Annotated in this window: 25 protein-coding genes; 12 read left to right on the top strand and 13 right to left on the bottom strand. The window is 69.1% G+C overall.

Annotated elements, in window-relative coordinates:
• From AC3A6Y_RS06850 to AC3A6Y_RS06835, 4 genes are all read left to right on the top strand, one after another.
• The gene (locus tag AC3A6Y_RS06850) at nt 1-1,077 is read left to right on the top strand and encodes a branched-chain amino acid ABC transporter permease (protein ID WP_487867441.1); all 1,077 of its coding nucleotides are present in this window, start codon (nt 1-3) and stop codon (nt 1,075-1,077) included.
• A 70-nt stretch (nt 1,078-1,147) separates the two neighbouring features.
• Nucleotides 1,148-2,458 carry an ABC transporter substrate-binding protein gene (locus tag AC3A6Y_RS06845; protein ID WP_487867440.1) on the top strand — a complete coding sequence of 437 codons (1,311 nt, stop codon included), beginning with the start codon at nt 1,148-1,150 and terminating at the stop codon, nt 2,456-2,458.
• Nucleotides 2,459-2,542: 84 nt separating this feature from the next.
• Entirely contained in the window at nt 2,543-3,355 is an 813-nt protein-coding gene (locus tag AC3A6Y_RS06840) for an ABC transporter ATP-binding protein (RefSeq protein WP_487867439.1), read from the top strand.
• Nucleotides 3,352-4,599 (top strand): phenylacetate--CoA ligase family protein, encoded by a 1,248-nt coding sequence (locus AC3A6Y_RS06835; RefSeq protein WP_487867438.1) that lies wholly within the window; start codon nt 3,352-3,354, stop codon nt 4,597-4,599. The genes AC3A6Y_RS06840 and AC3A6Y_RS06835 overlap by 4 nt, the downstream gene beginning before the upstream one ends.
• A 30-nt stretch (nt 4,600-4,629) precedes the next feature.
• On the opposite strand, the gene AC3A6Y_RS06830 is transcribed toward AC3A6Y_RS06835, so the two are convergent.
• On the bottom strand, nt 4,630-5,187 hold the full coding sequence (locus AC3A6Y_RS06830; protein ID WP_487867437.1) for a type 1 glutamine amidotransferase domain-containing protein: 558 nt from the start codon (nt 5,185-5,187) through the stop codon (nt 4,630-4,632).
• Between the two features lie 271 nt (nt 5,188-5,458).
• On the opposite strand from AC3A6Y_RS06830, the gene AC3A6Y_RS06825 reads away from it, so the two are divergent.
• Nucleotides 5,459-6,526 (top strand): zinc ribbon domain-containing protein, encoded by a 1,068-nt coding sequence (locus tag AC3A6Y_RS06825; RefSeq protein ID WP_487867436.1) that lies wholly within the window; start codon nt 5,459-5,461, stop codon nt 6,524-6,526.
• A gap of 114 nt (nt 6,527-6,640) precedes the next feature.
• A complete protein-coding gene (locus AC3A6Y_RS06820) occupies nt 6,641-7,615 on the top strand; it encodes a tripartite tricarboxylate transporter substrate-binding protein (protein ID WP_487867435.1) in 975 nt (324 codons plus the stop codon).
• On the opposite strand, the gene AC3A6Y_RS06815 is transcribed toward AC3A6Y_RS06820, so the two are convergent.
• The 8 genes from AC3A6Y_RS06815 to AC3A6Y_RS06780 all read right to left on the bottom strand — a co-directional run bounded on the left by AC3A6Y_RS06815 (nt 7,603) and on the right by AC3A6Y_RS06780 (nt 14,712).
• On the bottom strand, nt 7,603-8,769 hold the full coding sequence (locus tag AC3A6Y_RS06815) for an ROK family transcriptional regulator (protein WP_487867434.1): 1,167 nt from the start codon (nt 8,767-8,769) through the stop codon (nt 7,603-7,605). The genes AC3A6Y_RS06820 and AC3A6Y_RS06815 overlap by 13 nt on opposite strands.
• A complete protein-coding gene (locus AC3A6Y_RS06810) occupies nt 8,766-9,542 on the bottom strand; it encodes an ATP-binding cassette domain-containing protein (protein WP_487867433.1) in 777 nt (258 codons plus the stop codon). Before AC3A6Y_RS06810 ends, AC3A6Y_RS06815 begins: the two co-directional genes overlap by 4 nt.
• On the bottom strand, nt 9,539-10,729 hold the full coding sequence (locus AC3A6Y_RS06805) for a sugar ABC transporter permease (RefSeq protein ID WP_487867432.1): 1,191 nt from the start codon (nt 10,727-10,729) through the stop codon (nt 9,539-9,541). The genes AC3A6Y_RS06810 and AC3A6Y_RS06805 overlap by 4 nt, the downstream gene beginning before the upstream one ends.
• Before the next feature lie 15 nt (nt 10,730-10,744).
• Entirely contained in the window at nt 10,745-11,770 is a 1,026-nt protein-coding gene (gene xylF / locus AC3A6Y_RS06800) for a D-xylose ABC transporter substrate-binding protein (RefSeq protein ID WP_487867431.1), read from the bottom strand.
• Between the two features lie 142 nt (nt 11,771-11,912).
• On the bottom strand, nt 11,913-13,292 hold the full coding sequence (locus tag AC3A6Y_RS06795) for a DUF5666 domain-containing protein (RefSeq protein WP_487867430.1): 1,380 nt from the start codon (nt 13,290-13,292) through the stop codon (nt 11,913-11,915).
• Nucleotides 13,289-14,215 carry a DUF6502 family protein gene (locus tag AC3A6Y_RS06790; RefSeq protein WP_487867429.1) on the bottom strand — a complete coding sequence of 309 codons (927 nt, stop codon included), beginning with the start codon at nt 14,213-14,215 and terminating at the stop codon, nt 13,289-13,291. The genes AC3A6Y_RS06795 and AC3A6Y_RS06790 overlap by 4 nt, the downstream gene beginning before the upstream one ends.
• Nucleotides 14,175-14,351 (bottom strand): hypothetical protein, encoded by a 177-nt coding sequence (locus tag AC3A6Y_RS06785; protein ID WP_487867428.1) that lies wholly within the window; start codon nt 14,349-14,351, stop codon nt 14,175-14,177. Before AC3A6Y_RS06785 ends, AC3A6Y_RS06790 begins: the two co-directional genes overlap by 41 nt.
• A 205-nt stretch (nt 14,352-14,556) precedes the next feature.
• Entirely contained in the window at nt 14,557-14,712 is a 156-nt protein-coding gene (locus AC3A6Y_RS06780) for a hypothetical protein (RefSeq protein WP_487867427.1), read from the bottom strand.
• Between the two features lie 153 nt (nt 14,713-14,865).
• Here AC3A6Y_RS06780 and AC3A6Y_RS06775 point away from each other — a divergent pair, with 153 nt between their 5' ends.
• The 3 genes from AC3A6Y_RS06775 (at nt 14,866) to AC3A6Y_RS06765 (ending at nt 17,659) form a co-directional block, all read left to right on the top strand.
• Nucleotides 14,866-15,201: a hypothetical protein gene (locus tag AC3A6Y_RS06775; protein WP_487867426.1), complete on the top strand. Its 336-nt coding sequence runs from the start codon at nt 14,866-14,868 to the stop codon at nt 15,199-15,201.
• Nucleotides 15,202-16,494: 1,293 nt separating this feature from the next.
• A complete protein-coding gene (locus tag AC3A6Y_RS06770; protein ID WP_487867425.1) occupies nt 16,495-17,130 on the top strand; it encodes a hypothetical protein in 636 nt (211 codons plus the stop codon).
• Between the two features lie 79 nt (nt 17,131-17,209).
• Entirely contained in the window at nt 17,210-17,659 is a 450-nt protein-coding gene (locus AC3A6Y_RS06765; RefSeq protein WP_487867424.1) for an N-acetyltransferase family protein, read from the top strand.
• 27 nt (nt 17,660-17,686) lie between these two features.
• Here the strand turns inward: AC3A6Y_RS06765 and AC3A6Y_RS06760 are convergent, their stop codons facing one another.
• The gene (locus AC3A6Y_RS06760; RefSeq protein WP_487867423.1) at nt 17,687-19,792 is read right to left on the bottom strand and encodes a PQQ-dependent dehydrogenase, methanol/ethanol family; all 2,106 of its coding nucleotides are present in this window, start codon (nt 19,790-19,792) and stop codon (nt 17,687-17,689) included.
• A gap of 143 nt (nt 19,793-19,935) precedes the next feature.
• Here AC3A6Y_RS06760 and AC3A6Y_RS06755 point away from each other — a divergent pair, with 143 nt between their 5' ends.
• From AC3A6Y_RS06755 to AC3A6Y_RS06745, 3 genes are all read left to right on the top strand, one after another.
• Complete coding sequence (locus AC3A6Y_RS06755; protein WP_487867422.1) at nt 19,936-21,162, top strand: helix-turn-helix domain-containing protein; 1,227 nt, start codon at nt 19,936-19,938, stop codon at nt 21,160-21,162.
• A gap of 99 nt (nt 21,163-21,261) precedes the next feature.
• Nucleotides 21,262-22,281 (top strand): thiamine pyrophosphate-dependent dehydrogenase E1 component subunit alpha, encoded by a 1,020-nt coding sequence (locus AC3A6Y_RS06750; RefSeq protein ID WP_487867421.1) that lies wholly within the window; start codon nt 21,262-21,264, stop codon nt 22,279-22,281.
• Nucleotides 22,272-23,276 (top strand): alpha-ketoacid dehydrogenase subunit beta, encoded by a 1,005-nt coding sequence (locus AC3A6Y_RS06745; protein WP_487867420.1) that lies wholly within the window; start codon nt 22,272-22,274, stop codon nt 23,274-23,276. The genes AC3A6Y_RS06750 and AC3A6Y_RS06745 overlap by 10 nt, the downstream gene beginning before the upstream one ends.
• 22 nt (nt 23,277-23,298) lie before the next feature.
• Here the strand turns inward: AC3A6Y_RS06745 and AC3A6Y_RS06740 are convergent, their stop codons facing one another.
• The 3 genes from AC3A6Y_RS06740 to AC3A6Y_RS06730 form a co-directional block, all read right to left on the bottom strand.
• On the bottom strand, nt 23,299-24,597 hold the full coding sequence (locus AC3A6Y_RS06740) for a hypothetical protein (protein WP_487867419.1): 1,299 nt from the start codon (nt 24,595-24,597) through the stop codon (nt 23,299-23,301).
• Nucleotides 24,598-24,606: 9 nt separating this feature from the next.
• Entirely contained in the window at nt 24,607-25,011 is a 405-nt protein-coding gene (locus AC3A6Y_RS06735) for a type III secretion system chaperone family protein (protein ID WP_487867418.1), read from the bottom strand.
• A gap of 164 nt (nt 25,012-25,175) precedes the next feature.
• The gene (locus tag AC3A6Y_RS06730; protein WP_487867417.1) at nt 25,176-25,937 is read right to left on the bottom strand and encodes an SDR family oxidoreductase; all 762 of its coding nucleotides are present in this window, start codon (nt 25,935-25,937) and stop codon (nt 25,176-25,178) included.
• Nucleotides 25,938-25,973: the final 36 nt, after the last annotated feature.

Below are 25,973 nucleotides of genomic sequence, written 5' to 3'. Positions count from 1 at the left end.
ATGCTCTACCGCGAAAACGGCCAGTTCAAGACCAGCTACCGCGCCGACCAGCAGATCTTCCCGATCCTGCAGGACCGGGTGTTCATCATGTTGCTGCTGGCCTTCGCCGTCGTCGGCGTGCCGCTGCTGGCGAGCGACTACCTGTTCCGCGCCATCCTGATCCCCTTCCTGATCTTCTCGCTGGCCGCGGTGGGCGTGAACATCCTGGTGGGCTACTGCGGCCAGATCTCGCTGGGCTCGGGCGCGTTCATGGCGGTGGGGGCCTACGGCGCCTACAACTTCTTCGCCCGCGTTCCGAACATGCCGCTGATCCCGGCACTGATTCTCGGCGGGCTGTGCGCCACCGTCTTCGGCATCCTGTTCGGGCTGCCGAGCCTGCGCGTGCGGGGCCTGTACCTGGCAGTCGCCACGCTCGCGGCGCAGTTCTTCGCCGACTGGATGTTCCTGCGCATCAAGTGGTTCACGCTCGACACGCCCTCGGGCTCGGTGGCGGTGTCGAACCTGCAGGTGTTCGGGCTGCCGATCGAGAGCGCCGTGAGCAAGTACCTGTTCTGCCTGGTCGTGCTGGCCCTGGTCGCGCTGATGGCCAAGAACCTGGTGCGCGGCGCCATCGGGCGCGAGTGGATGGCGATCCGCGACATGGACGTGGCCGCCGCGGTGATCGGCATCCGCCCGATGTACGCCAAGCTCAGCGCCTTCGCCGTGAGCTCCTTCATCATCGGGCTGGCGGGCGCGCTGTGGGCCTTCATCTACCTGGGCGCGTGGGAGCCCTCGGCCTTCTCGGTGGACTACTCCTTCCGGCTGCTCTTCATGGTGATCATCGGCGGGCTGGGCTCGATCATGGGCAGCTTCTTCGGCGCGGCCTTCATCGTGATCCTGCCAATCGCGCTCAACCAGTTCCTGCCGCTGCTGGCCGGGCTGTTCGGCATCGAGATCTCGACCGCGGGCATCGCGCATGCCGAGCTGATGATCTTCGGCGGCCTGATCGTCTGGTTCCTGATCGTGGAGCCGCACGGGCTGGCACGGCTGTGGTCCACCGCCAAGCAGAAGCTTCGGCTGTGGCCCTTCCCTTATTGATATCGCAGTACCGCAATTTCGCACTTCGCAGAGTCCCCCGCACCCAAGAACCGATTCAAGGAGACATTCAATGAGACTCGTCAATTCCATCATCGCAGCAGCCGCATGCATGGCCTGCCTGGCCGCCGTCGCGCAGACCAAGGAGCAGTTCATCCCGGTGCTGTCCTATCGCACGGGCGCCTACGCGCCCAACGGGGCGCCGTGGGCCAATGGCTATGTGGACTACCTGAAGCTGGTGAACGCCCGCGGCGGCCTCAACGGGGTCAAGCTCAGCTGGGAGGAGTGCGAGACCGGCTACGACACCGCGCGCAGCGTGGAATGCTACGAGCGGCTCAAGGGCAAGGGGGCCTCGTTCGTGCAGCCGCTGTCGACCGGCGCGACCTTCGCCATCACCGAAAAGGCGCCGGTGGACAAGATCCCGGTGGTGACCATCGGCTACGGCCGCAGCGAGAGCGCCGACGGCACGGTGTTCAAGTGGAACTTCCCGATCGCCGGCACCTACTGGGTGGCTTCCGATGCGATCCTGCAGGCCATCGCCAAGAAGGAGGGCGGCCTGGACAAGCTCAAGGGCAAGAAGCTGGCGCTGGTCTACCACGACAGCCCCTACGGCAAGGAGCCCATCCCGCTGCTGCAGGAGCGCGCCAAGCTGCACGGCTTCGACCTGCAGCTGCTGCCCGTGACCGCACCCGGCGTGGAGCAGAAAGCCACCTGGCTGCAGATCCGCCAGAACCGGCCCGACTACGTGCTGCTGTGGGGCTGGGGCGTGATGAACTCCACCGCGCTGAAAGAAGCCCAGGCCACCGGCTATGCGCGCGAGAAGATGTACGGCGTGTGGTGGGCCGGCGCCGAGCCCGACGTGAAGGACGTGGGCGACGGCGCCAAGGGCTACAACGCCGTGACCATGCAGCACGGCGCGGAGCCGCAGTCCAAGCTGGTCAAGGACGTGCTGACCATGGTGCACGACAAGGGCCAGGGCACCGGCCCGCGCACCGAGGTGGGCCAGGTGCTCTACATGCGCGGCGCGATGAGCGCGATGCTCGGCGTGGAAGGCATCCGCGCCGCGCAGGAACGCTTCGGCAAGGGCAAGGTCGTGACCGGCGAGCAGGTGCGCTGGGGCCTGGAGAACCTGAATCTCACGCAGGCCAAGCTGGATGCACTGGGCTTCGCCGGCGTGATGCGGCCGATCAGCACCTCGTGCACCGACCACATGGGGGCGTCGTGGGCGCGCATCCACACCTGGGACGGCACGAAGTGGAACTTCACCTCCGACTGGCTGCAGGGCGACGAGCAGGTGATCAAGCCGCTGGTGCGCTCCACCGCGGCCAAGTACGCGGCCGAGAAGAAGCTCAGCGCGCGGCCGCCGGAAGACTGCCAGTCCTGAACGAGGCGTGAACGATCCCGGCTCTGCGGAGCCGGCATCTGGAAGCGCGGCGCCGCCGGGCTTCCAAATGCTCCACACACAACCATGAAGCAAGCCGACATCCTCCTCGACGTCAATGGCATCGAAGTCATCTACAACCACGTGATCCTGGTGCTCAAGGGCGTCTCGCTCCAGGTGCCCGAGGGCGGCATCGTGGCGCTGCTCGGCGGCAACGGCGCCGGCAAGACCACCACGCTGCGCGCGGTCTCGAACCTGCTCGCGGGCGAACGCGGCGCGGTGACCAAGGGCAACATCACGCTGCGCGGCGAGCGCATCGAGGCGCTGTCGCCGGCCGAGCTGGTGCGGCGCGGGCTGATCCAGGTGATGGAGGGCCGCCACTGCTTCGCCCACCTCACCATCGAGGACAACCTGATGACCGGCGCCTACACCCGCACCGACGGCAAGGCCGCAGTGGCGCAGACGCTGGAGAAGGTCTACGCCTACTTCCCGCGCCTGAAGACGCGGCGCACCTCGCAGGCGGCCTACACCTCGGGCGGCGAGCAGCAGATGTGCGCCATCGGCCGCGCGCTGATGGCCAACCCCAGCATGGTGCTGCTCGACGAGCCCTCGATGGGCCTGGCACCGCAGATCGTGGAGGAGGTCTTCGGCATCGTGAAGGACCTGAACCAGAAGGAGCGCGTGACCTTCCTCCTGGCCGAGCAGAACACCAACATGGCGCTGCGCTATGCCGACTACGGCTACATCCTGGAGAACGGCCGCATCGTGATGGACGGCGAGGCGCACAGCCTCCGGGAGAACGAGGACGTCAAGGAGTTCTACCTGGGCGTGGGCGGCGCGGACCGCAAGAGCTTCCGCGACGTGAAGAGCTACAAGCGCCGCAAGAGGTGGCTGGCATGACGGCGTTCTACGACAAGCTGGAGGTGCGCGACCCGGCGGAGCGCGAGCAGGACTTGCTGGCTGCGTTGCCGAAGCAGATTGCCCAGGCCCAGACCGCCGCTCCCGCCTTCGCGAACATCCTCGACGGGGTGAAGCCCGCTGACATCACCAGCCGCGAGGCGCTCGCCCGGCTGCCCGTCACGCGCAAGCACGAGCTGCTGGAGCGGCAGAAGGCCGAGCGCGCGCGCGATGCCTTCGGCGGCTTCTCCGCCATTCGCTTCGGCCCGCGGATGCTGCGCGTGTTCGCCAGCCCCGGCACCATCTACGAGCCCGAAGGCGAGGCGAGCGACTACTGGCGCACGGCACGCGCGCTCCATGCCGCGGGCTTTCGCAGCGGCGATCTGGTGCACAACAGCTTCAGCTACCACATGACGCCGGCGGGCGCGATCATGGAAAGCGGGGCGCGCGCCCTGGGCTGCACGATGTTCGCGGCCGGCACCGGTCAAACCGAACAGCAGGTGGACGCGATCGCCGAGCTCAAGCCCGCGGGCTACACCGGGACGCCGAGCTTCCTGAAGATCCTCCTCGAGAAAGCGGCCGAGCGGGGCATCGCCCTGGCCTCGCTGACCAAGGCGCTCGTCTCGGCCGAAGCCTTTCCGCCCAGCCTGCGTGACTGGATCGCCGAACGCGGCGTGACCGGCCTGCAGTGCTACGCGACGGCCGACGTGGGCCTGATCGCCTACGAGACCGCGGCACGCGAAGGCCTGGTGCTCGACGAGGGCGTGATCGTCGAGATCGTGCGCCCCGGCACCGGCGACCCGGTGCCCGAGGGCGAGGTGGGCGAGATCGTCGTCACCACGCTCAACCCCGATTACCCGCTGATCCGCTTCGGCACCGGCGACCTCTCGGCCGTGCTGCCGGGCCAATGCCCCACCGGGCGGACCAACACCCGCATCAAGGGCTGGCTCGGCCGGGCCGACCAGACCACCAAGGTGCGCGGCATGTTCGTGCATCCGAGCCAGGTGGCGGAGATCGCGCGGCGCTTTCCCGAGGTGCAACGCGCACGGCTGGTGGTCGAGGGCGAGATGGGCGAGGACCGCATGACGCTCAGGCTCGAATGCGCCTCGGAGCCGGAGGGCCTCGCCCGCCGCGTTGCCGAGGCGGTGCGTGATGTCACCAAGCTGCGCGGGGAGGTCGAGCTGATGGAGCCCGGCAGCCTGCCCAACGACGGCAAGGTGATCGAGGACGCGCGCAGTTACAAGTAGCTTCGGCCTTTGTCGATCGCACTCGCGGCCTCAGGCGTGCGCGTGCACGCCGGCGAACGCTTCCACCATCACCCTGTTGAAAGCCGGCAGATCCGCGGGCTTGCGGCTCGTGATCAGCGGCCCGTCGGCCACCACCTCCAGGTCGACCCACTTGGCGCCTGCGTTCTGCAGGTCCGTGCGCAACGACGGCCACGAGGTCATCGTGCGTCCCTTGACGGCGTCCGCCTCGATCAAGGTCCATGGGCCGTGGCAGATCGCGGCGATGGGCTTGCCGGCCTTGACAAAATCGCGCACGAAGGCCACAGCCTGTTCCTCGATGCGCAGCGCGTCGGGGTTCATGACGCCGCCCGGCAGGACCAATGCGTCGTACTCGTGGGCTGCCGCCTGCTGGAGCGGGATGTCGACCTCGAAGCGGTCGGCCGGCGTGTGGTGTTTCCAGCCGCGCACTTCGCCCTTCTTTGGCGATACAAGGCTGGTGTCCGCGCCTGCGGCATCGAGCACGCGGCGCGGCTCGATCATCTCGGACTGCTCGAAGCCGTCCGTCACGAGGATGGCAACCTTCATGCCCTCGAGCTGGCGTTTGATCATGGGAGGTCCTTTCATGCAAGTGGAGATTTCACGCTAAGGCCCTCCGCGCGCCGACGGATGGGCCTGTGTCGCCTCCCCGTGTCGGACAAATCGGCAAGTGTGGGGTCGCTCACCTGCAAGCCAAGGCGATCCGCCACAACGGGGGGGCGCCGGTGGTGCGGACGGCTGGCAAGCGCCAATCTCCGAAGCATTGGGTAGGAAACGGCCGACAGACAGGCACGCGTTCGCGTGGACAGTGGGTGGCTTCTGGCGATTACGGAGGAATTCATCCATGCCCGTCCTTTGTGGGGCTTGCGGAAGCGAGAACCGGGAGAACGCGAAGTTCTGCATCGGCTGCGCGCGCCGCCTGCCCGGTTTCGTGGCCACGGGACCCTCGGCCCTCGAGACCCTCAACCAGGCGCACCCGCGCGCGCCCGCCCGTTCGGCCCGCGTCTGGCGCCGCGACGATCCGCTGGCGCTGCTGCCGGCGGAAACGGCGGGCTTCTGGCTGCGCCTGGCGCTACTGGGGCTGGCGATGGGGATCGGCTTCATCGGCTGGTATCTGTATGTCACGCGCCAGCTGGCGGACCCGCCTTTCCTGAACCAGGTGACGGCGGCGCTGACGCTGGAGGACCGCAAGCCGGCTTCGGACGAGCCGCCGACGGCGCCGGCGGCTCCGAGCACGGCGACTTCGAGCTCGGCCACGACGCCTTCGCAGGCGTCGTCGGTGCCTGCGCCGGCAGCTCCTGCTGCGCCGGGCCCGTCCAGGCGAGAGTCCGCCAAGGCGGCAGCGCCCGCGGCCGCCACGCCCGAGAAGCAGGCCGCACTCGCGAAGTCGGCCGCGCCGGAGAAGTCCGCACCGCCTTCGCCGGCAGCGGCGCGGACGGAGCCGCCCGCGGCAGCGCCGGCCCCCCGCACCGCCTCGGCCGCGGCGCCGGAACGCAAGCGCGACGAGCCGCCTCCGGTGGTTCGGCAGCCGCGCACGGCGGCCTGGAGCGATCCGGAGCCGCCGGTTGCGGCCGCACCTGCAACGCCGTGGATCCGCCCGCCGGGCTGGACCCGCGACGATCCCGGCACGCCGATCGGCCGCCGCCCGGTGCCCGTGGAAGCAACGCCGCGCGCGACCGCTTCGATCCGTGGCGATGGCGGGCCGCCGATCGCACCCGGTCCCGGGCCGGTCTACAACTTCAGCTCGCCGGGCAGTTCGTCATCGGGGCGTGACGACCCGGGACCGCCGATCGCGCCGGGCCCAGGCCCGCTCTACGAGTCGGCACGCACGCCGAATTGGGCGGCCAACGACGCGGGCCCGCCGATCGCGGTCGGCCCGGGCCCGGTCTACAACCGCACGCGGGACCGATAGGCCGGCGGGAGGAAACGTCGCGGAAGATTTCCTAAGGGCATTTCGGTAGTCGCCGCCCAACGGCGGGCGATAAGATCGCGGCCCCTTGACTTGGATTGAACACGGAGAGAGATCATGAAGAAACTGCTCGTCCTCACGGCAATTGCCGCCGCAGCCGCAGGCGCCCATGCCCAGGACTTCCCGGGCAGCAAGCCCATCAGCATCGTGGTGCCTTTCGCCGCCGGCGGCCCGACCGACCGGGTGGCGCGCGACCTGGCCGAGGCCCTGCGCAAGCCACTGGGCGTCAGCATCGTGGTCGACAACGTGCCCGGCGCCGGCAGCTCCATCGGCGCCGCCAAGGTGGCGCGCGCCGCACCCGACGGCTACACGCTGCTGCTGAACCACATCGGCATGGCGACCGTCCCGACGCTGGTGCGCAATGTGCCCTTCAAGGTCGAGAGCGACTTCGAGTACCTGGGCATCGTCAACGACGTGCCGATGACGCTGATCGCCAAGCCCACGATGAAGGCCAACAACTACAAGGAGCTGACGGCCTGGCTCGCCGAGAACAAGGGCAAGATCAACCTCGGCAACGCGGGCGTGGGCTCGGCCTCGCACCTGTGCGGCCTGCTGTTCCAGAGCGCGACCAAGACCGAGATGACGCCGGTGCCGTACAAGGGCACGGCCCCCGCCATCACCGACCTGATCGGCGGCCAGATCGACCTGCTGTGCGACCAGACCACCAACACCTCGCCGCAGATCGAGGCCAAGAAGGTCAAGGCCTACGCCGTGACCACCTCGAAGCGCCTGAGCACGCCGCTGCTCAAGGACCTGCCCACGCTGCAGGAATCGGGGCTGAAGGACTTCCAGGTCACGATCTGGCACGGCCTCTACGCGCCCAAGGGCACGCCGCCGGCCGTCACCAAGAAGATCAACGACGCGCTCAAGGTCGCGCTGAAAGACCCGGACTTCATCAAGAAGCAGGAAGGCCTGGGCGCCGTGGTCGCCAGCGACAGCCGCGTCGAGCCGGCCGAGCACAAGAAGTTCGTTGCCGCCGAGATCGCCAAGTGGAGCCCGATCATCAAGGCGGCGGGGGTCTACGCGGACTGATGCAGCTTGGCGGAGGCTGCGGCGCGCGCGCGCCGCGCCTTCGAATCGGGATGGAGCGGCCGCAGGTACTCGTGCAATGCGAGTGCCGCCGCTCCGACCGCCGGCGCCCACTCTCCATGGCGCGCACCGCGCACCACCGGCGCCTGCATGCCGGCACTCCCGGCATAGCGCCGCACCACCTCGATCGCACCGGGCAACAGCCGCGGATGCGCCTGGCATGAGTGGCCGCCGACCACGATCGCGCGCGGCTCGAAGGTGACCCACAGGTTCTGAAGCAGCACGCCCAGGAAGGCCGCGCCGCGCGGCGCGGCATCGGCGCTGCCGCCGAGCACGCGCGAGCCGAGGAAGGCCTCGGCGCAACCGCGGCGGCCGCAGGAGCACAGCGGCCCGTCCACCTGCAGGATGGTGTGGCCTATTTCGCCGGCCATGCCGTGCGCGCCGGTGAAAAGGCGATCGTTGAGCACCACTCCGGCGCCCACGCCGACGTCGCAGCTCACGAAGACCAGCGGGTCCGCGCCCTCGCCGCCGGCGAACTCGTATTCGCCCAGCGCCGCCGCATCGGCGTCGTTCTGCAGCTGCACCGGCACGTCTTCGATGCCCTCCCGCGCCAGCGCTTGGACCAGGCCGGGCAGCAAGCTCACCCGGCGCCAACCGAGGTTGGGCGCGAAGCGGACCTGGCCGGTCGCGTCGTCCACCGCCCCGGGCACGCCGACGCCGATGCCCGAGGCGCTCAGGCCCGTGGCGAGCAGATGCCGGTGCGCGGCGGCCACCATGCTTGCGACCTGCACGCAGACGGCGCGCGGCGCCTGCTCGCGCAGGGGCTGGGCCTCCGAATGGAGCAGCTCGCCCAGCAGCGAGACGGACACGACGCGCAAGGTCTCGACCGCGATCTCGACGCCGATCAGGGCCCGCACGCCGGCGTGAATCTGCAAGGGGATGGAGGGCCGCCCGAGGCCGTCGGCCACGGCGGCATCGGCTTCATGCAGCCAGCCGTCTTCGAGCAGTTCGCGCACCAGCAGGCTGACGGTGGATTTCGTGAGCCCGCTCTCGTCCGCCAGCCTCGCTCGCGAGAGGCCCGGCCTGGCGCGCAGCAGGCGCAGCAGCACGCTGCGGTTGATGCGCTTGACCAGTTGCTGGTCGCCGAGGGTCGTCATCCCGAAGCGTGCTCGGCCTGCGCCTTCCCCTCGGGCCGCTTGCCCGCAATGATCATGCCGAGCACCTCGTCCTCGTTCACGTCGGCGGTGCGGTAGGTGCCGACCAGGCGCCCGTTCTTCATCACCGCGAGACGGTCGCTCAGGCCGAAGACATCCGGCATGTCGTGCGTGATCAGAAAAATGCCCACGCCGTCGGCCTTCAGCTGCTTGACCAGCGCGCCGACCATCGCCGTCTCCTCCGGCCCGAGGGCGGCGCAGGGCTCGTCCATGATCAGGATGCGGGCGTTGAAGTAGAGCGCGCGCGAGATCGCCACCACCTGCCGCTGGCCGCCCGAGAGGCGCCGCACCGGCACGCGGATGTTGGTGAAGTTCTTGTTGAGGCGGCGGAAGACCTTGCGCGCCTCGTTCTCCATGAAGTGGTCGTCCAGCGTGCGCCAGGGCGTGAGCTTCTCGCGCCCCAGGAACAGGTTGGCCACGGCGTCGAGGTTGTCGGCCAGGGCCAGGGTCTGGTAGATGGTCTCGATGCCCTGCGCCTGCGCTTCCGAGGGCGTGCGGATGTGGACTTGCCGGCCCGCGATGCACATCTCGCCGGCGTCGACGGGGTAGGCGCCTGCGAGCATCTTCATCAGCGTGGACTTGCCGGCGCCGTTGTGCCCCAGCACTGCGACGACCTCGCCGGGGTAGAGGTTGACGCTGACGCCATCGACCGCCTTCACGCCGCCGAAGGACTTGCGGATCTCGCGCAGCTCGACGAGAGGAGGAGCCGCGCTCATCGAGCCTCCCCGAAGCGCTTTCGGTACAGCACGTCGAACACCACGGCCACGATCAGCACCTGGCCGATGATCACCATGCGCTTGCCGATCGCCACGTCGAGCAGCAGCATGCCGCTGTCGAGCGACTGCATGATCAGCGCGCCCAGCACCGAGCCGAAGATGGACCCGCTGCCGCCGGCCAGTGCCGCGCCGCCGATCACCGCGGCCGCGATCACGTAGAGCTCCATGCCCGAGCCCAGCGAATTGGTGCCGGCGTTGAGCCGCGCGATCGAGACGACGGCCGCCACCGTCACCAGCACCGAGAGCAGCGCGAACAGCAGCAAGGTCACGCGCTTGACCGGGATGCCCACCAGCGCCGCGGCATCGGGATTGCCGCCCATGGCGAACACGTAGCGCCCGAAGCGCGTGCGGTGGACGATGAAGGACAGCACCACCGCCACCACGGCCCAGATCAGCACGGGAACGGGAATGCCCTGCGGCTCGGTCTTGGACGAGATCTGGTAGCTGTTCATGGTCGCCGCGAAGGCGAACACCACCACCACCGGCACCGCCGTGAGCAGGGCGTCGAGCCACAGCGGCTCCACCGGCATCTCGTGCCGCTGGCGCGCGCGGCGCTGCTGCAGCATGCGCGCGAACAGCACCAGCGCCACCCCCGCGGCCAGCGCCCAGGTGGCCGTGGTGCCGATGCCGCCGTCGTAGCCGCCGCCCAGGCGCTGGAAGAACTCGTCGTTGACCGGCTGCGTCTTGCCGTCGGCCACCAGGAAGGCGGCGCCGCGGAAGGACATCAGCCCACCCAGCGTGACCACGAAGGAGGGCACGCCCAGCATCGCGGTGAGCCCGCCCTGGTAGAGCGAGACCAGCAGCGCCACCGCCAGTCCCGCCAGGCAGGAGGCCGGCCAGGACCAGCCCGAGGTGTACTGCAGGTAGGCCACCAGCACGCCGACGAAGCCCATCACCGAGCCGACCGAGAGGTCGATGTGGCGGGCCACGATGACCAGCACCATCACGGTGGAGACGATGCCCACCACCGCGGTCTGCTGCGCGATGTTGTAGAGGTTCTCGGGCGTGAGGAAGATGCCGCCCGAGAGCCAGTGGAAGACGACCGCCATGATCGCCAGCAGCGCGCACATCAGGAGCAGGCGCAGGTCGACGCCGCTCCGGCGCCAGAGCCCCGGGGATTCGCTCATCGCTCTGCGTGCGCGCTACTTGCAGGCCGCCGGGGCCTTGTCGCCGGAGACGCCCTTGCAGAGCTCGTCTTTCTTGATCCAGCCTTCCTTGACCACCACGTCGAGGTTGTCGCGCGTGATCGGCACCGGCGTCAGCAGGCGCGAGGAGATGGCGACCTTCTTCTCGCCGCCGCTCCAGGTGGCCGCCTTCTCCGGCGTCTTGCCCTGGGTCAGCGCGATGGCGGCGCTCGCCGCCTCGCGGCCGAGCTCGCGCGAATCCTTCCACACCGTCACCGTCTGCGTGCCGAGGGCCACGCGGTTGAGCGCCGCGAAGTCGGCGTCCTGCCCCGACACCGGGATGCCGCGGATGCCCTTGGCGCTGAGCGCCGCCACCGCGCCGCCCGCCGTGCCGTCGTTGGCCGCCACCACCGCGTCGACCTTGCCGCCGGCCTTGGTGAGGATCTGCTCCATGTTCTTCTGCGCCACCTCGGGCTTCCAGCCATCGGTGTACTCGTCGCCCACGATCTTGATGTCGCCCTTCTTCACTGCCTCGGCCACGATCTCCTGCTGGCCGGCGCGCAGGAAGTTGGCATTCGGGTCGGTGGGCGAGCCCTTGATGAACACGTAGTTGCCCTTGGGCTGCACCTTGTAGACCGCGCGCGCCTGCATGCGGCCGACCTCGACGTTGTCGAAGGTGATGTAGAAGACGCCGGGCGTCTCGATCAGCCGGTCGTAGGCCACCACCGGCACCTTCTGCCGCACCGCCTTGTTGACCGCGGGCAGGATCGCGTCCTTGTCCATCGCCAGCACGATCAGCGCCTTGGCGCCCTTGGACATCAGGCCGTCGATGTCGGCCAGCTGCTTCTCGGGCGAGCCGCCGGCGTCGGCGCTGATGTACTTCGCGCCCAGCTTCTCCAGCTGGGCCTTGATCGCGGCCTCGTCGGTCTTCCAGCGCTCCTCCTGGAAGTTGGACCAGCTCACGCCGACGACGGTCTGGGCGCAGGCGGCGATCGCGGAAAGGCCGAGGGCCAGGGCGCCCAGGGCGCGAAGCGGCTTCTTCATGTGCAGGTCTCCGGGTTCGTTGTGCGTGCGCTGGTTTGCACACGCCTTAGTTCGAGCAGCGAACTAACTATGGCGAGGCACTTCAGCCCGGGCCATCCGGTGAATCCCTGCGAGCGAAGGCACTACACGGACGCGCCTGTCCTCACTCGAAGCTGACCCGCGTGGCGACGAGCACGCCGTTCACCACCCGCGACCCCTCGATGTTGACGTTGACGCCGTTGCCGAGGTTGGCCACCGTCCCATTGACGAACACCACGTCCGGGCCGCTGGCGTCGACGGGCTGGCCTTTCACTTGGAAACTCGCGGCCGAGGCGAAGTTGCCGACGATGCCGATGAGGGTGAAGGACGCGGGTCCGCCGGCGCCCGGCACGTGGCGGATCCTGAGCTTGGAAGCCTGGAGGATGCCGTTGGACATGATGCCGCCGACTTGCACCTTGACGCCGTTGCCGACCGCGCTGGCCAGCCCGCCGGTGATCTGCGCCGAAGCGGCGTTCACCGGAACGCCGAGCACGCGCAAGGACCCCAGCCCGGCGTAGTCGGTCACGAGGCCGGCGAGCTGCACCGGCGTGGCGTTCGCCCTCGGCACCGGATACCACCACTGCACGAGGGTGGCGGGCAAGCGGCCCGGCAGCACGGTGTTGGCGCGCACGCGCACCAGCGTGCCATCGGCCAGCGCGCTGCCATCCGGGCTGCCGGAGAGCACCGCCGCGCTGTAGTCGACCGTGAAGCCGCCGAGGGTGAAGGTGTGCCGCAGGGGATCGAGGTTTTGCACCGTGCCCGTCAGGATGGCCGCGGAGGGGCCGCGCTGCTCGATGCGCGTGGCCCGCAGGATGCCCGGTGCCCCCGGCAGGCCCCACACCTGCAGCGTGGCGCCCGGCGGGATGGCCGCGAGGCCGGCGGCATCGGCCCACACGGTGGCCTCGTCGGTGGTCACGGTGGTGCCGAGGATCACGAAGCTGCCCTGCGCGAGATCGACCGAAGAGGGCGTGCCGCGCAGATCGGCGGCGGAATCGACCCTGCGGGCGATGCCGCTGGTGAAGTCGGCGTTGACCGGCCCGGTGACCTTGGCGCTCATGCCCAGCTGCAAGGCAGGCGCGTCCTCGACGTTCAGCACCGCGGTGTCGGTGTTGTAGCGCAGGCCGTTGACGATGATGCTGCCCGAGCCGTCGACCGCGCCGACGCCGGACGCATCGGCGGTGCTCACGCCCGTGCCGCCGGAGCCGACGCCGCCGTCGCCGCCGCCGCCCGCTGCAGTGGAGGTCCCGGTGCCGCCCGAGCCGGTGCCGCCGGGGGCGGAGGCCGTTCCGTCCGAGCCGCCCGAGCCGACGCCACCCTGGCCATCTCCGCCGCCGCCGCCAGCCGGGCTGCTCCCGTCGAGCGAACTCCATACCGCGCCCGACCCGGCCACGCCGGTGCCGCCGACGGCCACACCGCCGCCACCGCCGCCGCCACCACCGCCGCACGAGAGCAGCAGCGCGGTCGACAGCGCCAGCAGGCCGGCGCGCAGGGATGCGTACTTCATGCTTTTCTGTCCGATCGTTTCGAGGACGTCGCCACGGAAGCTTTTGCCACTTCCGCCGCGTCTTCGTAGTAGGTGTAAATGCCGACGCGGATGCGCCCCGAGGCCGTGTTGTCGGCCGCCTCGAATGCACGCGTCATCTCACGCGTCAGCTCATGGTGCAGCGCGCTCCAGCGTTGCCGCGCCAACTGGTGGATCCGCTCGCAATCCTCGACCGAAATGCCGGTGGCGAACACCGAGCGCTCGAGCAGGGGTGCAGACGCGCCCAAGGTGTTGGCCACGCCGGCCAGCAGATGGTCGCGTGCGTTGTCGCCGAGGAAGGCGAGCATGCCCTTCAGATCCGTCGCCGGCACGAAGGCGGCGGCGTTCAACTCGACGCGGCCTGCCCGCTCGATCGCCATGTTCAGGCGCACCAGCTCATCGAGGACCGTGCGGTGATGCACATTGCCGCGGCTGGCATGCCGGGCCACGGATTCGAAGGTGGCCGCCTCGCCCTCTGCCGCGATCGGCAAGCTCACCAGGGCCGGGTCGTCGATGGACATCTGCAGCCATAGGGTTAGCGTCTTGGCCGCGGCCGACATCTCCGTGTGCGGCAGCGGTTCTTCTGCCTCGCGCACTTTGGCCGTCACGGCCTTGCGGTTCAGGCCGGTGGTCACCGAAATCTGGCTGAGGTTGGGCTCCACGCCCTTGGCGAGCCATGCGCGGCGCGCCTCGTCGATGAGGAGTTCGCGCAGCATCAGCTCGAGGTTCGCGTGCTTGAGGCCAAGCGCCAGCGCGAGCCGAATGATGGGCCGCATCACGCGCGCGCAGGCCTGAAGCGCCCAGCCGATGGGGCCCTCGCCGACGGAGCCGGTAGCCTCGACGTGCGCGGCGGCGCCGCCTTCGTCAGGCCTGGCGCTGCTCGATCCAGTGCGTTTTGTCGCCATAAAGCCGGTTGCCCAAGGCCATGGCCTCGTTGAGTTGATCTCGGTTGCGGGGAATGTCGGGAAGCCACAGGCTGCCGTACGGGACAGCGCCTTCCTGAAGGACTTCGTCGGACCAGCGCAACCTGATCTCGAACAAAGCCCGCAAAGTCCTATGCGACACGATGCTCCCCAGTGCAGAAGATGACAGGCATTGACGCCCAGTTACCAAATGGACAGTGACATGCGTAACCGTCTTACAAAAAGCTGGGTCTGACTATAAGACAAGCGCATTATTCGATGTGAAGTTTTCACATGCCAAGCGGCCGATGCTTCAAGGAAAAAATGTCAAAGCCTGTCACACATCAGAAGAGCTCGGCCGCCTCGCGCAGCCGTCGCGCGAACGGCGTCCCGCGGTACGCCTGGACGTCCATGCAGACGTCGTGGGAGCCGCGCGAGAAGAAGGCACGCAGCGCGTGGGTCGCGGCGGCGGACGCGAGGAAAGCCGTGCAGGCCAGCATTGCCGCGGCTTTCGGGAGGTACCTCGACGGGTCCGGGCCGGGACCGACGGACGAGCAGCTACTGAAGTTCGCAAGGCTGGCAATCGCGGAGCAAAGGCTCGAGCGCCGGCTGCGGAGGCCGCCGCCCACCCATCCTTCACAAGGAGAGCAGCCATGAGCTCGACCGCCCTCGCCCGCCAGCCGGGCCTTTCGGACGTCGCCTTCGGCAGCCTGATCGATCTGGCGATGGTGCGAACAGGCGCCGTCTCGGTGGAAGTCTGCGAAGCGTGCAGCACCATCAATCTCGGCGCCGCGCGATTCTGCAAGGGCTGTTCGCACAAGCTGCCGGCGTTCTATGCCGAGCAGCAACCTGCCGGCGACCCGGCGGAACCACCCGCCAAGTTGCGGGAAGCGCCCAGGCAAGGGCACGCGTGGACATGGGACCTGGCTGCCTTCTGGCTCGTCATCAATTCGCTGGCCGGCGCGACGGCGTTCGGCATCAGCTGGTAGGCGCCCACCACCCCGCTGCCATGCGAGACAAGGCCAGCCAGCCCGCCAGCGAAATGCGCGAGACCGCCATCCGCTCGCCGGCCTTCGATCACGCCAATCCCGCCGCCAACGAGCCCTTGCAAGCCGGCGCCCCAGGGTTGTCGCGGACGACGTCACCAGCGCAGCCCGACTGGACGGACTGGCAGCCGCCCGGGCCGGCCATCCCGCCGCACCAGCTGACGCGGGTCTGCGAGGGGTGCCAGACGCTCAACAGGGATACCGCCCAGTACTGCCGGCATTGCGCGCGCAAGCTCTTGCCGCCCGGCGTCGCGGAGCCCGCGGAGACGGCGACCGGCGAGCCGAACGGACGGCCGGAACCGCACCTCGCGCTGGACGAATGGCCTCCGGTGCGCAAGTCGCGCGGGAGCAGGACGGCTCGGCGCGTGCTGGGAATCCCAGTGCCGCCGGGCGTCGATGCGTCCATCGTGTGGCTGCTGCTGGTGCTCGCGGTATCGCATGGCGCCTTCGTGCTCTGGTATCTCGGCCGCTCGGCGATGCAAAACCAGGCGCCGTCTCTTCCGGCGTCAACTGTGCAGCAGCCGACGACCGAGCCGGAGAGCCGGACGGCGGCCGCGACGCTTCCTTTGCCGGCCACCACGCTTCCTCCGCCGGCCGCGCCGGTGATCGAAGCCAGGCGCGAGCCCGACCCGCCGCAGGCATCGGAGGCTCGGGTCGCCGAGCCGGCAACGCCTGCGCCGCGACTGCAGGAGCAAGTGCAGGAAGATCCCGCTCCGGCACCTTCTGCCTCGCCAGTCGAGACGGCGGCGGCCGCGCCAGCCGCCGAGCCGGCAGCGGCGCCGCCCGAAGCGGTGCCGGCGCCGTTGCCCAGGCCGGCGACCGTCGAGGCCGCCAGGGCTCGCTCACCCGCGCCCGCGAGGAAGAATGAGTTTCAGAGGCCGATCGAGCCTGCCCGAACCGCCGAGCCTACGAGAGTCGCCGAGCCGGCGAGCACCGCCGAGCCCCAGGTTCAAGACACGAGCGGCAGCGCGGTTTCCGCGGCGGTTCAGCAGCCACCGATTCAGCAGCCGATGGCTCCGCCGCGGCCGGCGACCGTCGAGGCCCGGCCGCGCGCGGTCCCGGCTCCGCAGCTTCAGGCTGCCCTGCCGCGGGGCCCGATGGCTCCGAGCCAATGCGACCGCTACAACCCGTTCGGGGAAGTTGCCTGCGTGAACGCCCGGCTGGCGGGGTCGACGGCACAGTCATCTCGGGCGGCTGCCGGCTCTCTGGGTACGGGGAATTCCAAGGGGTCGAATTTTGGCTACAACGACCGTCTGGTTTTCGCCGCCGGTGGGGGCGGGGCTTCCGCGGGGGGTGATGGTGGGGCGGGTGGTAGCGGCGGTGCCGGTGCCGGAGGTGGTGCCGGTGGCGGTGCTGGTGCTGGTGCTGGTGCCGGTGCTGGTGCCGGTGCCGGTGCCGGTGCCGGTGCCGGTGGCGGTGCTGGTGGCGGTGCTGGTGGCGGTGCCGGCGGCGGCGCTGGTGGCGGTGCCGGTGGTGGTGCCGGCGGCGGTGCTGGTGCCGGTGCTGGCGGCGGTGCCGGCGGTGGTGCCGGCGGTGGTGCCGGTGGCGGTGCTGGTGGTGGTGCCGGTGGTGGTGCCGGTGGTGGCGGCGCTGGTGGTGGGGGCCCCGGCGGCGGGTCGGGTGGAGGCGGACCCGGCGGTGGTGGCGCCGGTGGCGGGCCTGGAGGTGCCGGTGCTGGCGGCGGCGGAGGACCGGGCGGCGGCGGCGGTGGCGGCGGGCCCGGACGGTAAGCCACGGCGAAGCATCTGGGCGCGCACAGCGCACAGCGCAAGACCTTCGAATGGCAGGCGCGGAGCTTCCAAGCGATGCGCGGCTGCGAGGCGTTCGGCCGCATCGACAGGCACACGAAGGGCTTGTATCCGGCGTTCATGATGAAGGCGCTCTGCCCCGGCGGCAGAATCGAATCATGACCCTGTCAATCGAGCCCGTCGCAGAGGCGCATTTCCAAGGCGTGCGCGCTGCACTGGATGCAGTCGCGCGCGAGAAGCGCTTTCTTGCCTTTACGCAGGCACCCTCCGAAGAGGAGGCATTCGCCTTCTATCGCTCCGTCATCGCCGGGGCCGGATGCCAACTCGTCGCATTGGTCGACGGACAGGTCGTGGGCTGGTGCGACATATTGCCGACGCACGGCGAGGCCAGATCACATGTCGCAACCCTGGGCATCGGCCTGATTCCCTCCGCTCGAGGGCGCGGCATCGGCGCGAAGTTGATGCAGGCGACGATCGCTGCGGCATGGTCCAGGGGATTCACGCGCATCGAGCTCACGGTACGCGCGGACAACACGAACGCCAAGGCACTCTATGAACGATTCGGCTTCGAGACCGAAGGGTTCATGCGCCACGCGTTCCGGATCGACGGCCACTACCACGACAGCTACTGCATGGCGCTGCTGCAGCCGTAGCCCTGCGGGCCAGCGGAGGCACGCCCCCTACTTCGGCCGGATCGCATCGGCCGTCCCCTGGATGAAGGCCTTGATCTTCTCCACGTCGTCGGCGCTCAGCTTGCCGGTGAAGTCGGGCATGCCGCGCTCCATGGCCGGCCCCTTGAAGATGAACTTGTCGAGGTTCTCGATGTAGCTCGCATCCATGTAGCCCAGATTCGGGATGTTGCCGCCGCGGTCCACGCCCGGCACGCCGTGGCAGAAGACGCAGTTGCTCACGTAGAGCAGCGTGCCGTCGGGCACCTTGGCCGGGTCGTACTTCACGCCCTGCAGCAGCTTGTCCATGCGGTACTGCACGAACTCCGGCTTGGGCGCATTGCCGCCCACCACGAAGGTGTAGACCGTGCCGGGGCCCTGCCGCTCGGTGGCGCGCGCGGCCAGGCCATAGACGCCGCCCCAGCCCACCGCGATCGAGACGTACTGCTTGCCGTCCACCATGTAGGTCGAAGGCGCAGCGACCACGCCGGTGCCGGTGGCGGTCTCCCAGAGCTTCTCGCCGGTCTTGGCGTCGTAGGCGACGAGGCGCCCGTCGGCCGTGCCCTGGAACACCAGGTTGCCGGCCGTCGTCAGCGTGCCGCCGTTCCAGGGCGACACGTGCTCGACGGCCCAGGCCTGCTTCTGCGCCACGGGGTCCCAGGCGATCAGGCGGCCGAAGGGCTTGCTCTTGGGCGGCTCTGCGTTGATGAACATGGCGGTGTTCCAGCCCAGCGCGGCGTGGGGACGGGCCGGCATGTTTTCATTGAACTTCCAGGCCTTGTCGTCCATCAGGCTCAACGGGATGTTCTGCGCCGGCAGGTAGGCCAGGCCGGTCTGCGGATTGAAGGACATCGAGTGCCAGTTGTGCGCGCCGAAGGGGCCGGGGATGCTGTCGCCGGGCTTCTCGTTCTGGCGCGCAGCGGCGACCTCGATGGGACGGCCGTTCTTGTCGTAGCCGGTGGCCCAGTTCACGTCGACGAAGTTCTTCGCCGAAATGAACTTGCCGTTGGTGCGGTCGAGGACGAAGAAGAAACCGTTCTTCGGCGCATGGAGGATCACCTTGCGCGGCTTGCCGTCGATCTTGAGGTCGGCCAGGATCATCGGCTGGGTCGAGGTGTAGTCCCAGTTGTCGCCCGGGGTCTCCTGGTAGTGCCAGACGTATTTGCCGGTGTCGGGGTCGAGCGCGACGATCGAGGCCAGGTAGAGATTGTCTCCCCCCTTCGGACTGCGCTTGCTGCGTGCCCAGGGCGAACCGTTGCCGGTACCCACGTACATGAGGTTGAGCTCGGGGTCGAACGCCAGCGTGTCCCAGGCGGTGCCGCCGCCGCCCGCCTCCCAATACTTGCCCGAAGGGTCCCAGGTCTTGGCGGCCTTGGCCATGGAGGCGTCCTCGAAGGGCTTGGATGGATCGCCCGGCACGGTGAACCAGCGCCACTTCTGCTCGCCGGTGTTCGCGTCGTAGGCGGAGACGTAGCCGCGCACGCCGTACTCGGCGCCGCCGTTGCCGATGATGACCTTGCCCTTGAAGACGCGCGGTGCGCCGGTGATGGTGTAGGACTTCGAGCGGTCGACGATGGTGTCCTTCTCCCAGACCGGCTGGCCGGTGGCGGCATCGAGCGCGATCAGACGCCCGTCGTAGGCCGCGACGAAGACCTTCCCCTGATGAAGCGCGACGCCGCGGTTGACCACGTCGCAGCAGCCCCTGAAGCCCTTGGACTTGTCGACCTTGGGATCGAAGCTCCAGATCTTCTTGCCGGTGCGCACGTCGACGGCATGCACCACGCTCCAGGAAGCGGTGACGTACATGATGCCGTCCACCACGAGCGGGGTGGCCTCGACGCCGCGGGTGGACTCGAGGTTGTACGACCAGGCCAGGCCGAGGTCCTTGACGTTGCCGGCGTTGATCTGGTCGAGCCTGCTGAAGCGGGTCTCGGCATAGTCGAGGCCGTAGCTGGGCCAGTCGGGCGTCTTCGCGGCGTTGGCGCGGATGAAGGCGCCGTCGACGCGGCCGGTGGCGGCCTTGATGTGATCGGGCGAGCCCTTGTCCTGGGCCGCGGCGGGCATGGCAGCCAGGCACAGCAGCGCGCCGAGCGCCAGCGCGGTGTGGAGCTTGTTCATCGTGTCGTCTCCAGTGTCCTTATCAAGCGAAGGATCGTTCGCGCAGGAACTTTGTTCACCTTCGGGATTTCCCTAGCGCGCGACTGTTCCATTGCGGAACAAATTCGATGCGCTTCCCGAGGCGCCCACACGAGGAGAAGGCCATGCCCCAGTCCCCGAGCCGCAGCGCCCCAGGCGCGCCGCGACAGCTGTTCTCGAGCACGCGCGCCGAGCGCGTGGCGCTGGCGCGTCAGCAGTTCTTCGAGGAAGGGGTGCGCCCCTCGGGGCTGGTCGGCGAGGCGGTGATCCAGTCGTGGATGCGCTGCACCCGCGCCCACACCGACCGGCGGCGCCTGGTGGCTTTCGACGCGGTCACGCCCAGCCGCCTGCATGCCACGCTGAACCGCAACCGCGAGCTGCTCGACGCCGCGCGCGCCGAGCTGGCGAGCATGGAGAACTCGCTCACCGGCACCGGCTCGCGCGTGCTGCTGACCGATGCGCAGGGCGTGATCGTGCATGTCACGCACAACCCGTCGGCAGCGCAGCAGCCGATCCTGCACAAGACCGCGCGCCTGGGCGTCAACATCGCCGAGAGCGTGGTCGGCACCACGGCGCCGGGCATCGTCACGTGCACCGGGCAGGCCTGCACGGTCGACGGCGCCGAGCACTACTTCGACTACCTGCGCGAGATGCAATGCGCGGCGGCGCCCATCCACGACATCCACGGCCGGCTGGCCGCGGTGCTCGACGTCACGGTCGAGTCGCGGCCCTTCGGCTTCGATGCCGCTTCGATGGTCGCGCTCTATGCCACCACCATCGAGAACCGGCTGCTGCTGGCGCAATCGGCCGACCGGCTGGTGCTGCGCTTCCAGGCCAGCCCGGCGCTGCTGGGCACGCCGCTGGAGGCGCTGGCCGGCGTGGCGCCGGACGGGAGCGTGGCCTGGCTCAACACGGCCGCGGCGCGCCTCGTCGGACGGCTGCCCCCATCGGGGCCGCGCGACGTGGAACGCCTGCTCGGGTTGGACCTCCCCACGCTGCTGCGCCTGGGTCGGCGCGAGGCAGCGCAGCCGGTACGGCTGGCGAGCGGGCTGGGCGTGTGGATGCAGGCGCGGCTGCAGGCGCGCGACGGGGTGGACTTCAGGCACGCGGTCGGCATGGCAGGCATTGCGGACGCGAGCCCGCCCGCCATCGAGACCACCCAGCCGCCCGCTGCCACTGAAACGCTTCCCGGCGTCGACGGCACGCTGCGCAGCCACAGCCGCAAGCTGATCGAGGACACGCTGGCCGCGCACGGCGGCAATATCTCGCACGCGGCGCGCCAGCTGCGGGTGTCGCGCGGCACGCTCTACCGTCGGCTGCGCAGCTGGGACCAGGACAGCCGGGGCGACTGAGGCCCCGCGGCGAGCGCCCGGGTTAGCCCGCTCGGCCCCAACGGCCGCGGCCGATACGATGGCCCGCCAGGCGCAGCCCTGCCCTGCGCTGGAGTCGAGATGAACCCCCAAAGATCCGAGCCCGAGCGCCTGGCGCTCTACCGAACGATGCGGCGCATCCGCGCCTTCGAGAACGCCGCCGAGGCGGCCAGCCAGGGCGGCGTCAGCGCCTACGGGCAGGAAGCGGCGGGCGCTGCCCGGGTGCGCGGCCCGCTGCACCTGTCCACCGGCCAGGAGGCGGTGGCCGCCGGCGTCTGCGCCCACCTGGCGAAGACCGACTACCTCACCTCCACGCACCGCGGCCACGGCCACACGCTGGCCAAGGGCGCCGACCTGACGCGCATGATGTGCGAGCTCTTCGGCAAGGCCAGCGGCTTCAATGGCGGCAAGGGCGGCTCCATGCACATCGCGGACTTCTCGGTGGGCATGCTGGGCGCCAACGGGGTGGTCGCGGCCGGGCTGCCGATCGCGGTGGGGGCGGCGCATGCACAGAAGCTCCAGGGGAAGGCGGCGATCACCGTGTGCTTCTTCGGCGACGGCGCGATCAACCGCGGGCCCTTCCTGGAGTCGCTGAACTGGGCGCACGTCTACGGCCTGCCGGTGCTCTTCGTCTGCGAGGACAACCAGTGGAGCGCGACCACGGCCAGCGGGCCGATGACGGCCGGCGACGGCGCCTCGGCCCGCGCCGAGGCGATGGACATCCCGGCGACGCGCGTGGACGGCAACGATGTCTTCGCGGTGCATGCCGCGGCGGGCACGCTGGTGGCCGAGGTGCGCGCCGGTTGCGGGCCGCGGCTGCTGCACGCCCTCACCTACCGCGTGAAGGGACACGTGTCGGTCGACCCGGCGGCCTACCGCGATCCGGCCGAGCTGGCCGCAGCGCTCGAAACCGATCCGCTCGCACGCGCACGCGCGCGCCTGCTGGCCGAGGGCACGGCGCCCGCTCTGCTCGATGCGATCGAGCGCGAGGCGCTGGCGGAGGTCGAGTCGGCCCTCGCCGCAGCCGATGCCGCGCCCTGGCCCGAGGCTGCGGCCGCCTTCACCGATGTGCAGAGCACCGGAGCCGGCCAATGGACATGAGCAGCGACATGGCACCCGGCCGCGCGGCCGCAGGCACGGTGAAGGAGCTCAGCTACGCCGAGGCCGCGGCGCTGGCCGTGCAGCGCGAGATGGAAGCCGACGCCCGCGTGGTGGTGCTCGGCGAGGACGTGGGCCGCGGCGGCATCTTCGGCCAGTACAAGGGCCTGCAGCAGCGCTTCGGCGTGGAGCGCGTGATCGACACGCCCATTTCGGAGGCCGCCATCATGGGCGCCGGCGTGGGCATGGCGCTGGCAGGCCTTCGCCCGGTGGTCGAGATGCGCGTGGTGGACTTCGCGCTGTGCGGCATGGACGAGCTGGTGAACCAGGCCGCGAAGAACCGCTTCATGTTCGGCGGCCAGGGCCGGGTGCCGCTGGTGGCGCGCATGCCGGGCGGCATCTGGGATGCATCGGCGGCGCAGCATTCGCAGTCGCTGGAAGCCTGGTTCGCGCATCTGCCTGGCGTCGTGGTGGTGTGCCCATCGTCGCCGCAGGACAACCACTCGCTGCTGCGCTCGGCGCTGCAGTGTGGGGACCCGGTGGTCTACATCGAGCACAAGAACCTGTGGGCGTTGCGCGATGCGGTGGACGAATCGGTCGAAGTGCCGCTAGGCAAGGCCGCCACTCTGCGCCGGGGCGATGCCCTGACGATGGTCAGCTGGAGTCGCCAGCTGCAGGCCTGCAGCGCCGCCTGCGACGCGCTCGCGGCCGAAGGCATCGCGGTCGAGCTGCTCGACCTGCGCACCTTGTGGCCCTGGGATCGCGAGACCGTGCTGGCCTCGTGTGCGCGCACGCGGCGCTTGCTGGTGGTGCACGAGGCGGTGCAAGCGGCCGGCTTCGGCGCCGAGATCGCGGCCAGCGCGGCGGAAGCCACCGGCTGCCGCATCGCCCGCCTGGGCGCGCCGCGCATTCCGGTGGGCTATGCGCCGGTGCTCGAAACGCAATCGCGCGTGGGCGTCGAGCGGATTGCCGAGGCGGCCCGGGCACTGGGCCGCTGAGCGGACACGGCGCCCCGCCTCCTCAAAGTCCGTCCTTGGGCTCCTCCTCCTCGATGGGAACGCGGATGTTCACGGTCAGGCAGTGCAGTCCGAACAGCGGGAGCTCCTTCCCGTTGTAGCCGATCAGTTTCCCACTGTTGGGCGGAACTGCCTCGACGCCGGCGTCGGCGAGTTCCTGCACGAGCGACGGCGGGATGCGGTCCCGCGTCAAAAGCAGCTTGCCGGGCTCATCGGGGTTCGACACCGATTGTGTCGCCAGGGCAAGCTGGTCTTCCTTGGAAATATCGATAACAAGGAATCCCAGCTTGGCGAGCTCCTGGCGAAACTTGTTGCCAGTCAACACGTTGTCAGGGAGGCCACGGTCGTTTTTCAAACAGTCGGAGTGCAACAGCGCGACAGGCTTTCCATGCGCGTTCATCGCCACGTGGAATGCGAGATCGAGGTCGTAGCACCTGGAGTGGTCGCCGTTCTTCTTGGTGAGATCGAGCCAGACCTGCAGGACGTACTTTGGGGAGCCGAACACTTCCTCAAGCTCCTTGGTATCCCTGAGCACGGCGATGTTGGAGTGGGCAATGATCAGCGCATCTTTTGACTCGACATATTCGACATTCGCAAAATTGGTCTGGCTCGACAGACGCACGACGCGCAAGCCGAGACTGCGGACGTATTCCTCGACCGCGTCTCGCGTCAGGTCCTGGTTCAGCTCGAGCGACTCTTTTCCTCGGATCTCCGACGTGACCAGCGTACCGTCGGGAGCGCTGGTCGCGACATTTCGGACAAAGGGCGAGGTGAAGGGCGGCAGGGGAAGGACATGCACGTTGCCGGGTTCAAAAAGCTTCTGCAGGACCTCGACCCAGACCCTTTCGTTCTCCGCGGAATTCACGGGGAGGTCCGGTGGCATGTCTATCTTTGGCGTCAGGATGCCGGCACGCGTGGGTCGGGCGGAAAGCTTGTCGAGCGGCTGCGCAGCGGTCTCGGCGACCTCGGGCGGCTGCGACGCGTTGAACCACGAAGCGATCCATTCGCCCCAACCGGGCTCCGCGCGCGAGCCGGCACTCGTCACCGGCGGCGGCTCTTGATGGGCGCCTTGCACGTCTTCGAGGCGCACGCCCGCCTTGATCTGCGCCTTCTGGATGGAGGCGATAGTCTTTGGTGGAAGGTGCTCCGGGCTTTTCGCCCGTTTCGATTTGACGACGCCCTGCGGCCATTCGCTGAAGCCAGCGCGTGGTTTCTGCGGCAAGGGGACTTCGAGGTTGCTCGAGATGCGGGGCTGTCCACCATGCAGAGTTGGAGGCTGATAGGCCGATGTGAAATTCGTCATGATTCCCCTTCACATGGACTGAAGCAGACCCGCCGCGGTCCACGCGCCGAACTGCCGTGCGACGCCCTCCATGCGCGCGAGCACGTCACCGGCGTGGGCGTGGTCGTACGAGATCCTGAGCACCGCCACGAGCTGGTCGCTTTCAGCCTCCATGCAGTAGGTCGGGCCTGCGGGATGCACGATGCCCAGGTTGGTTTCGAGCGCTGCCTGCATCAGGGCCGCGCGTTGCGCATCCCCGGCAATCGGACGGTGCGCGTAGATCAATGTCCCCTCGGGCCATAGCGGCTGACGAGTGAGCAGGAAGTCTTCACCCCAAATTTCGGTCCTGGCCCATTGGACGGCAGCATCCTCGCCACGCGAAGATACTGTCGAAGTCAAACGGTCCAGTTCACCGGCCAAATAGTCGTGCGGCATCGCTTTCGCCTTTCTCTGAGTTGAGTTGTCGCGAAAACTGAGTAACACTGACCCCGCTCCAGTTCCGGGTCAGCAACCCTTTCATGGCTGGATCCGACGCTCGAGAAGATGGGCGGAGTCGGTGCCGACCACGGCAACGACGTCGAAGGCGTAGCGCTACATCTTCAGGCCGCAAAGCCGCCATCGATGTTGAGACTCGCCCCGGTCACAAACCCGGCCTCCGGGCCGGCCAGGTAGGCCACCATGCCGGCGATCTCGGCGCCGCGGCCATGTCTGGGAATGGCCATGAACCCATGCATGGTGGAAGCCATCGGGCCGTCGGCCGGGTTCATGTCGGTGTCGACGGGGCCGGGCTGCACGTTGTTGATCGTGATGCCGCGCGGTCCGAGATCGCGCGCGAAGCCTTGCACGAGGCCGCTGAGGGCGGACTTGCTCATGGCGTAGACACCGCCGCCGGCAAAGGGCATGCGCTCGGCGTTGGTGCTGCCGATGTTGATGATGCGGCCGCCCTCGCCCAGGTGGCGCAGCGCCGCCTGGATGGCGACGAAGACCGCGCGCACGTTGACGTTCAGCGTGAGGTCGAAGTCTTCCAGCGAGATCTCGTCGGCGGCGCCGAGCTTGAGAACGCCTGCGTTGTTGACCAGGATGTCGAGCCTGCCGAACGTCTGCGCGGCCTGGTCGACTGCGGCGCGCAGTGCATTCGCATCGGCGCTGTCGACGCGCAGCGCGAGCGCGCGCCCGCCTGCGGCTTCGATGCTTGCGGCCAGGTCCTTGGCTGCGGCATCGTTGCTGGCATAGCTGAAGGCGACGGCGGCGCCGTCCTCGGCGAGGCGCCGCACGATGGCGGCGCCGATGCCGCGCGAACCGCCGGTGACGAAGGCAGCCTTGCCGACGAGGACGGGCTTGGGAGAAGTGGCTTGGGTCATGGTTGGCTTGGGAAGTGTGTTGCGATGTCTCCAGTG

It is taken from the genome of Variovorax sp. Soil_C_17 (genome assembly GCF_057657265.1).
Note: the sequence above shows the minus strand (reverse complement) of the source record. Positions and strands in the feature narration are given on the sequence as shown.

Bases quoted from the DNA above. Each gene is read 5' to 3' on its own strand.
- AC3A6Y_RS06835 (WP_487867438.1), top strand. From the start codon at position 3,352: ATGACGGCGTTCTACGACAAGCTGGAGGTGCGCGACCCGGCGGAGCGC.
- AC3A6Y_RS06825 (WP_487867436.1), top strand. From the start codon at position 5,459: ATGCCCGTCCTTTGTGGGGCTTGCGGAAGCGAGAACCGGGAGAACGCG.
- AC3A6Y_RS06805 (WP_487867432.1), bottom strand. From the start codon at position 10,729: ATGAGCGAATCCCCGGGGCTCTGGCGCCGGAGCGGCGTCGACCTGCGC.
- AC3A6Y_RS06795 (WP_487867430.1), bottom strand. From the start codon at position 13,292: ATGAAGTACGCATCCCTGCGCGCCGGCCTGCTGGCGCTGTCGACCGCG.
- AC3A6Y_RS06830 (WP_487867437.1), bottom strand. From the start codon at position 5,187: ATGATCAAACGCCAGCTCGAGGGCATGAAGGTTGCCATCCTCGTGACG.
- AC3A6Y_RS06760 (WP_487867423.1), bottom strand. From the start codon at position 19,792: ATGAACAAGCTCCACACCGCGCTGGCGCTCGGCGCGCTGCTGTGCCTG.
- AC3A6Y_RS06775 (WP_487867426.1), top strand. From the start codon at position 14,866: ATGAGCTCGACCGCCCTCGCCCGCCAGCCGGGCCTTTCGGACGTCGCC.
- AC3A6Y_RS06755 (WP_487867422.1), top strand. From the start codon at position 19,936: ATGCCCCAGTCCCCGAGCCGCAGCGCCCCAGGCGCGCCGCGACAGCTG.
- AC3A6Y_RS06840 (WP_487867439.1), top strand. From the start codon at position 2,543: ATGAAGCAAGCCGACATCCTCCTCGACGTCAATGGCATCGAAGTCATC.
- AC3A6Y_RS06790 (WP_487867429.1), bottom strand. From the start codon at position 14,215: ATGGCGACAAAACGCACTGGATCGAGCAGCGCCAGGCCTGACGAAGGC.
- AC3A6Y_RS06735 (WP_487867418.1), bottom strand. From the start codon at position 25,011: ATGCCGCACGACTATTTGGCCGGTGAACTGGACCGTTTGACTTCGACA.
- AC3A6Y_RS06780 (WP_487867427.1), bottom strand. From the start codon at position 14,712: ATGCTGGCCTGCACGGCTTTCCTCGCGTCCGCCGCCGCGACCCACGCG.
- AC3A6Y_RS06740 (WP_487867419.1), bottom strand. From the start codon at position 24,597: ATGACGAATTTCACATCGGCCTATCAGCCTCCAACTCTGCATGGTGGA.
- AC3A6Y_RS06730 (WP_487867417.1), bottom strand. From the start codon at position 25,937: ATGACCCAAGCCACTTCTCCCAAGCCCGTCCTCGTCGGCAAGGCTGCC.
- AC3A6Y_RS06845 (WP_487867440.1), top strand. From the start codon at position 1,148: ATGAGACTCGTCAATTCCATCATCGCAGCAGCCGCATGCATGGCCTGC.
- AC3A6Y_RS06820 (WP_487867435.1), top strand. From the start codon at position 6,641: ATGAAGAAACTGCTCGTCCTCACGGCAATTGCCGCCGCAGCCGCAGGC.
- AC3A6Y_RS06750 (WP_487867421.1), top strand. From the start codon at position 21,262: ATGAACCCCCAAAGATCCGAGCCCGAGCGCCTGGCGCTCTACCGAACG.
- AC3A6Y_RS06745 (WP_487867420.1), top strand. From the start codon at position 22,272: ATGGACATGAGCAGCGACATGGCACCCGGCCGCGCGGCCGCAGGCACG.
- AC3A6Y_RS06850 (WP_487867441.1), top strand. From the start codon at position 1: ATGCTCTACCGCGAAAACGGCCAGTTCAAGACCAGCTACCGCGCCGAC.
- xylF (WP_487867431.1), bottom strand. From the start codon at position 11,770: ATGAAGAAGCCGCTTCGCGCCCTGGGCGCCCTGGCCCTCGGCCTTTCC.
- AC3A6Y_RS06810 (WP_487867433.1), bottom strand. From the start codon at position 9,542: ATGAGCGCGGCTCCTCCTCTCGTCGAGCTGCGCGAGATCCGCAAGTCC.
- AC3A6Y_RS06815 (WP_487867434.1), bottom strand. From the start codon at position 8,769: ATGACGACCCTCGGCGACCAGCAACTGGTCAAGCGCATCAACCGCAGC.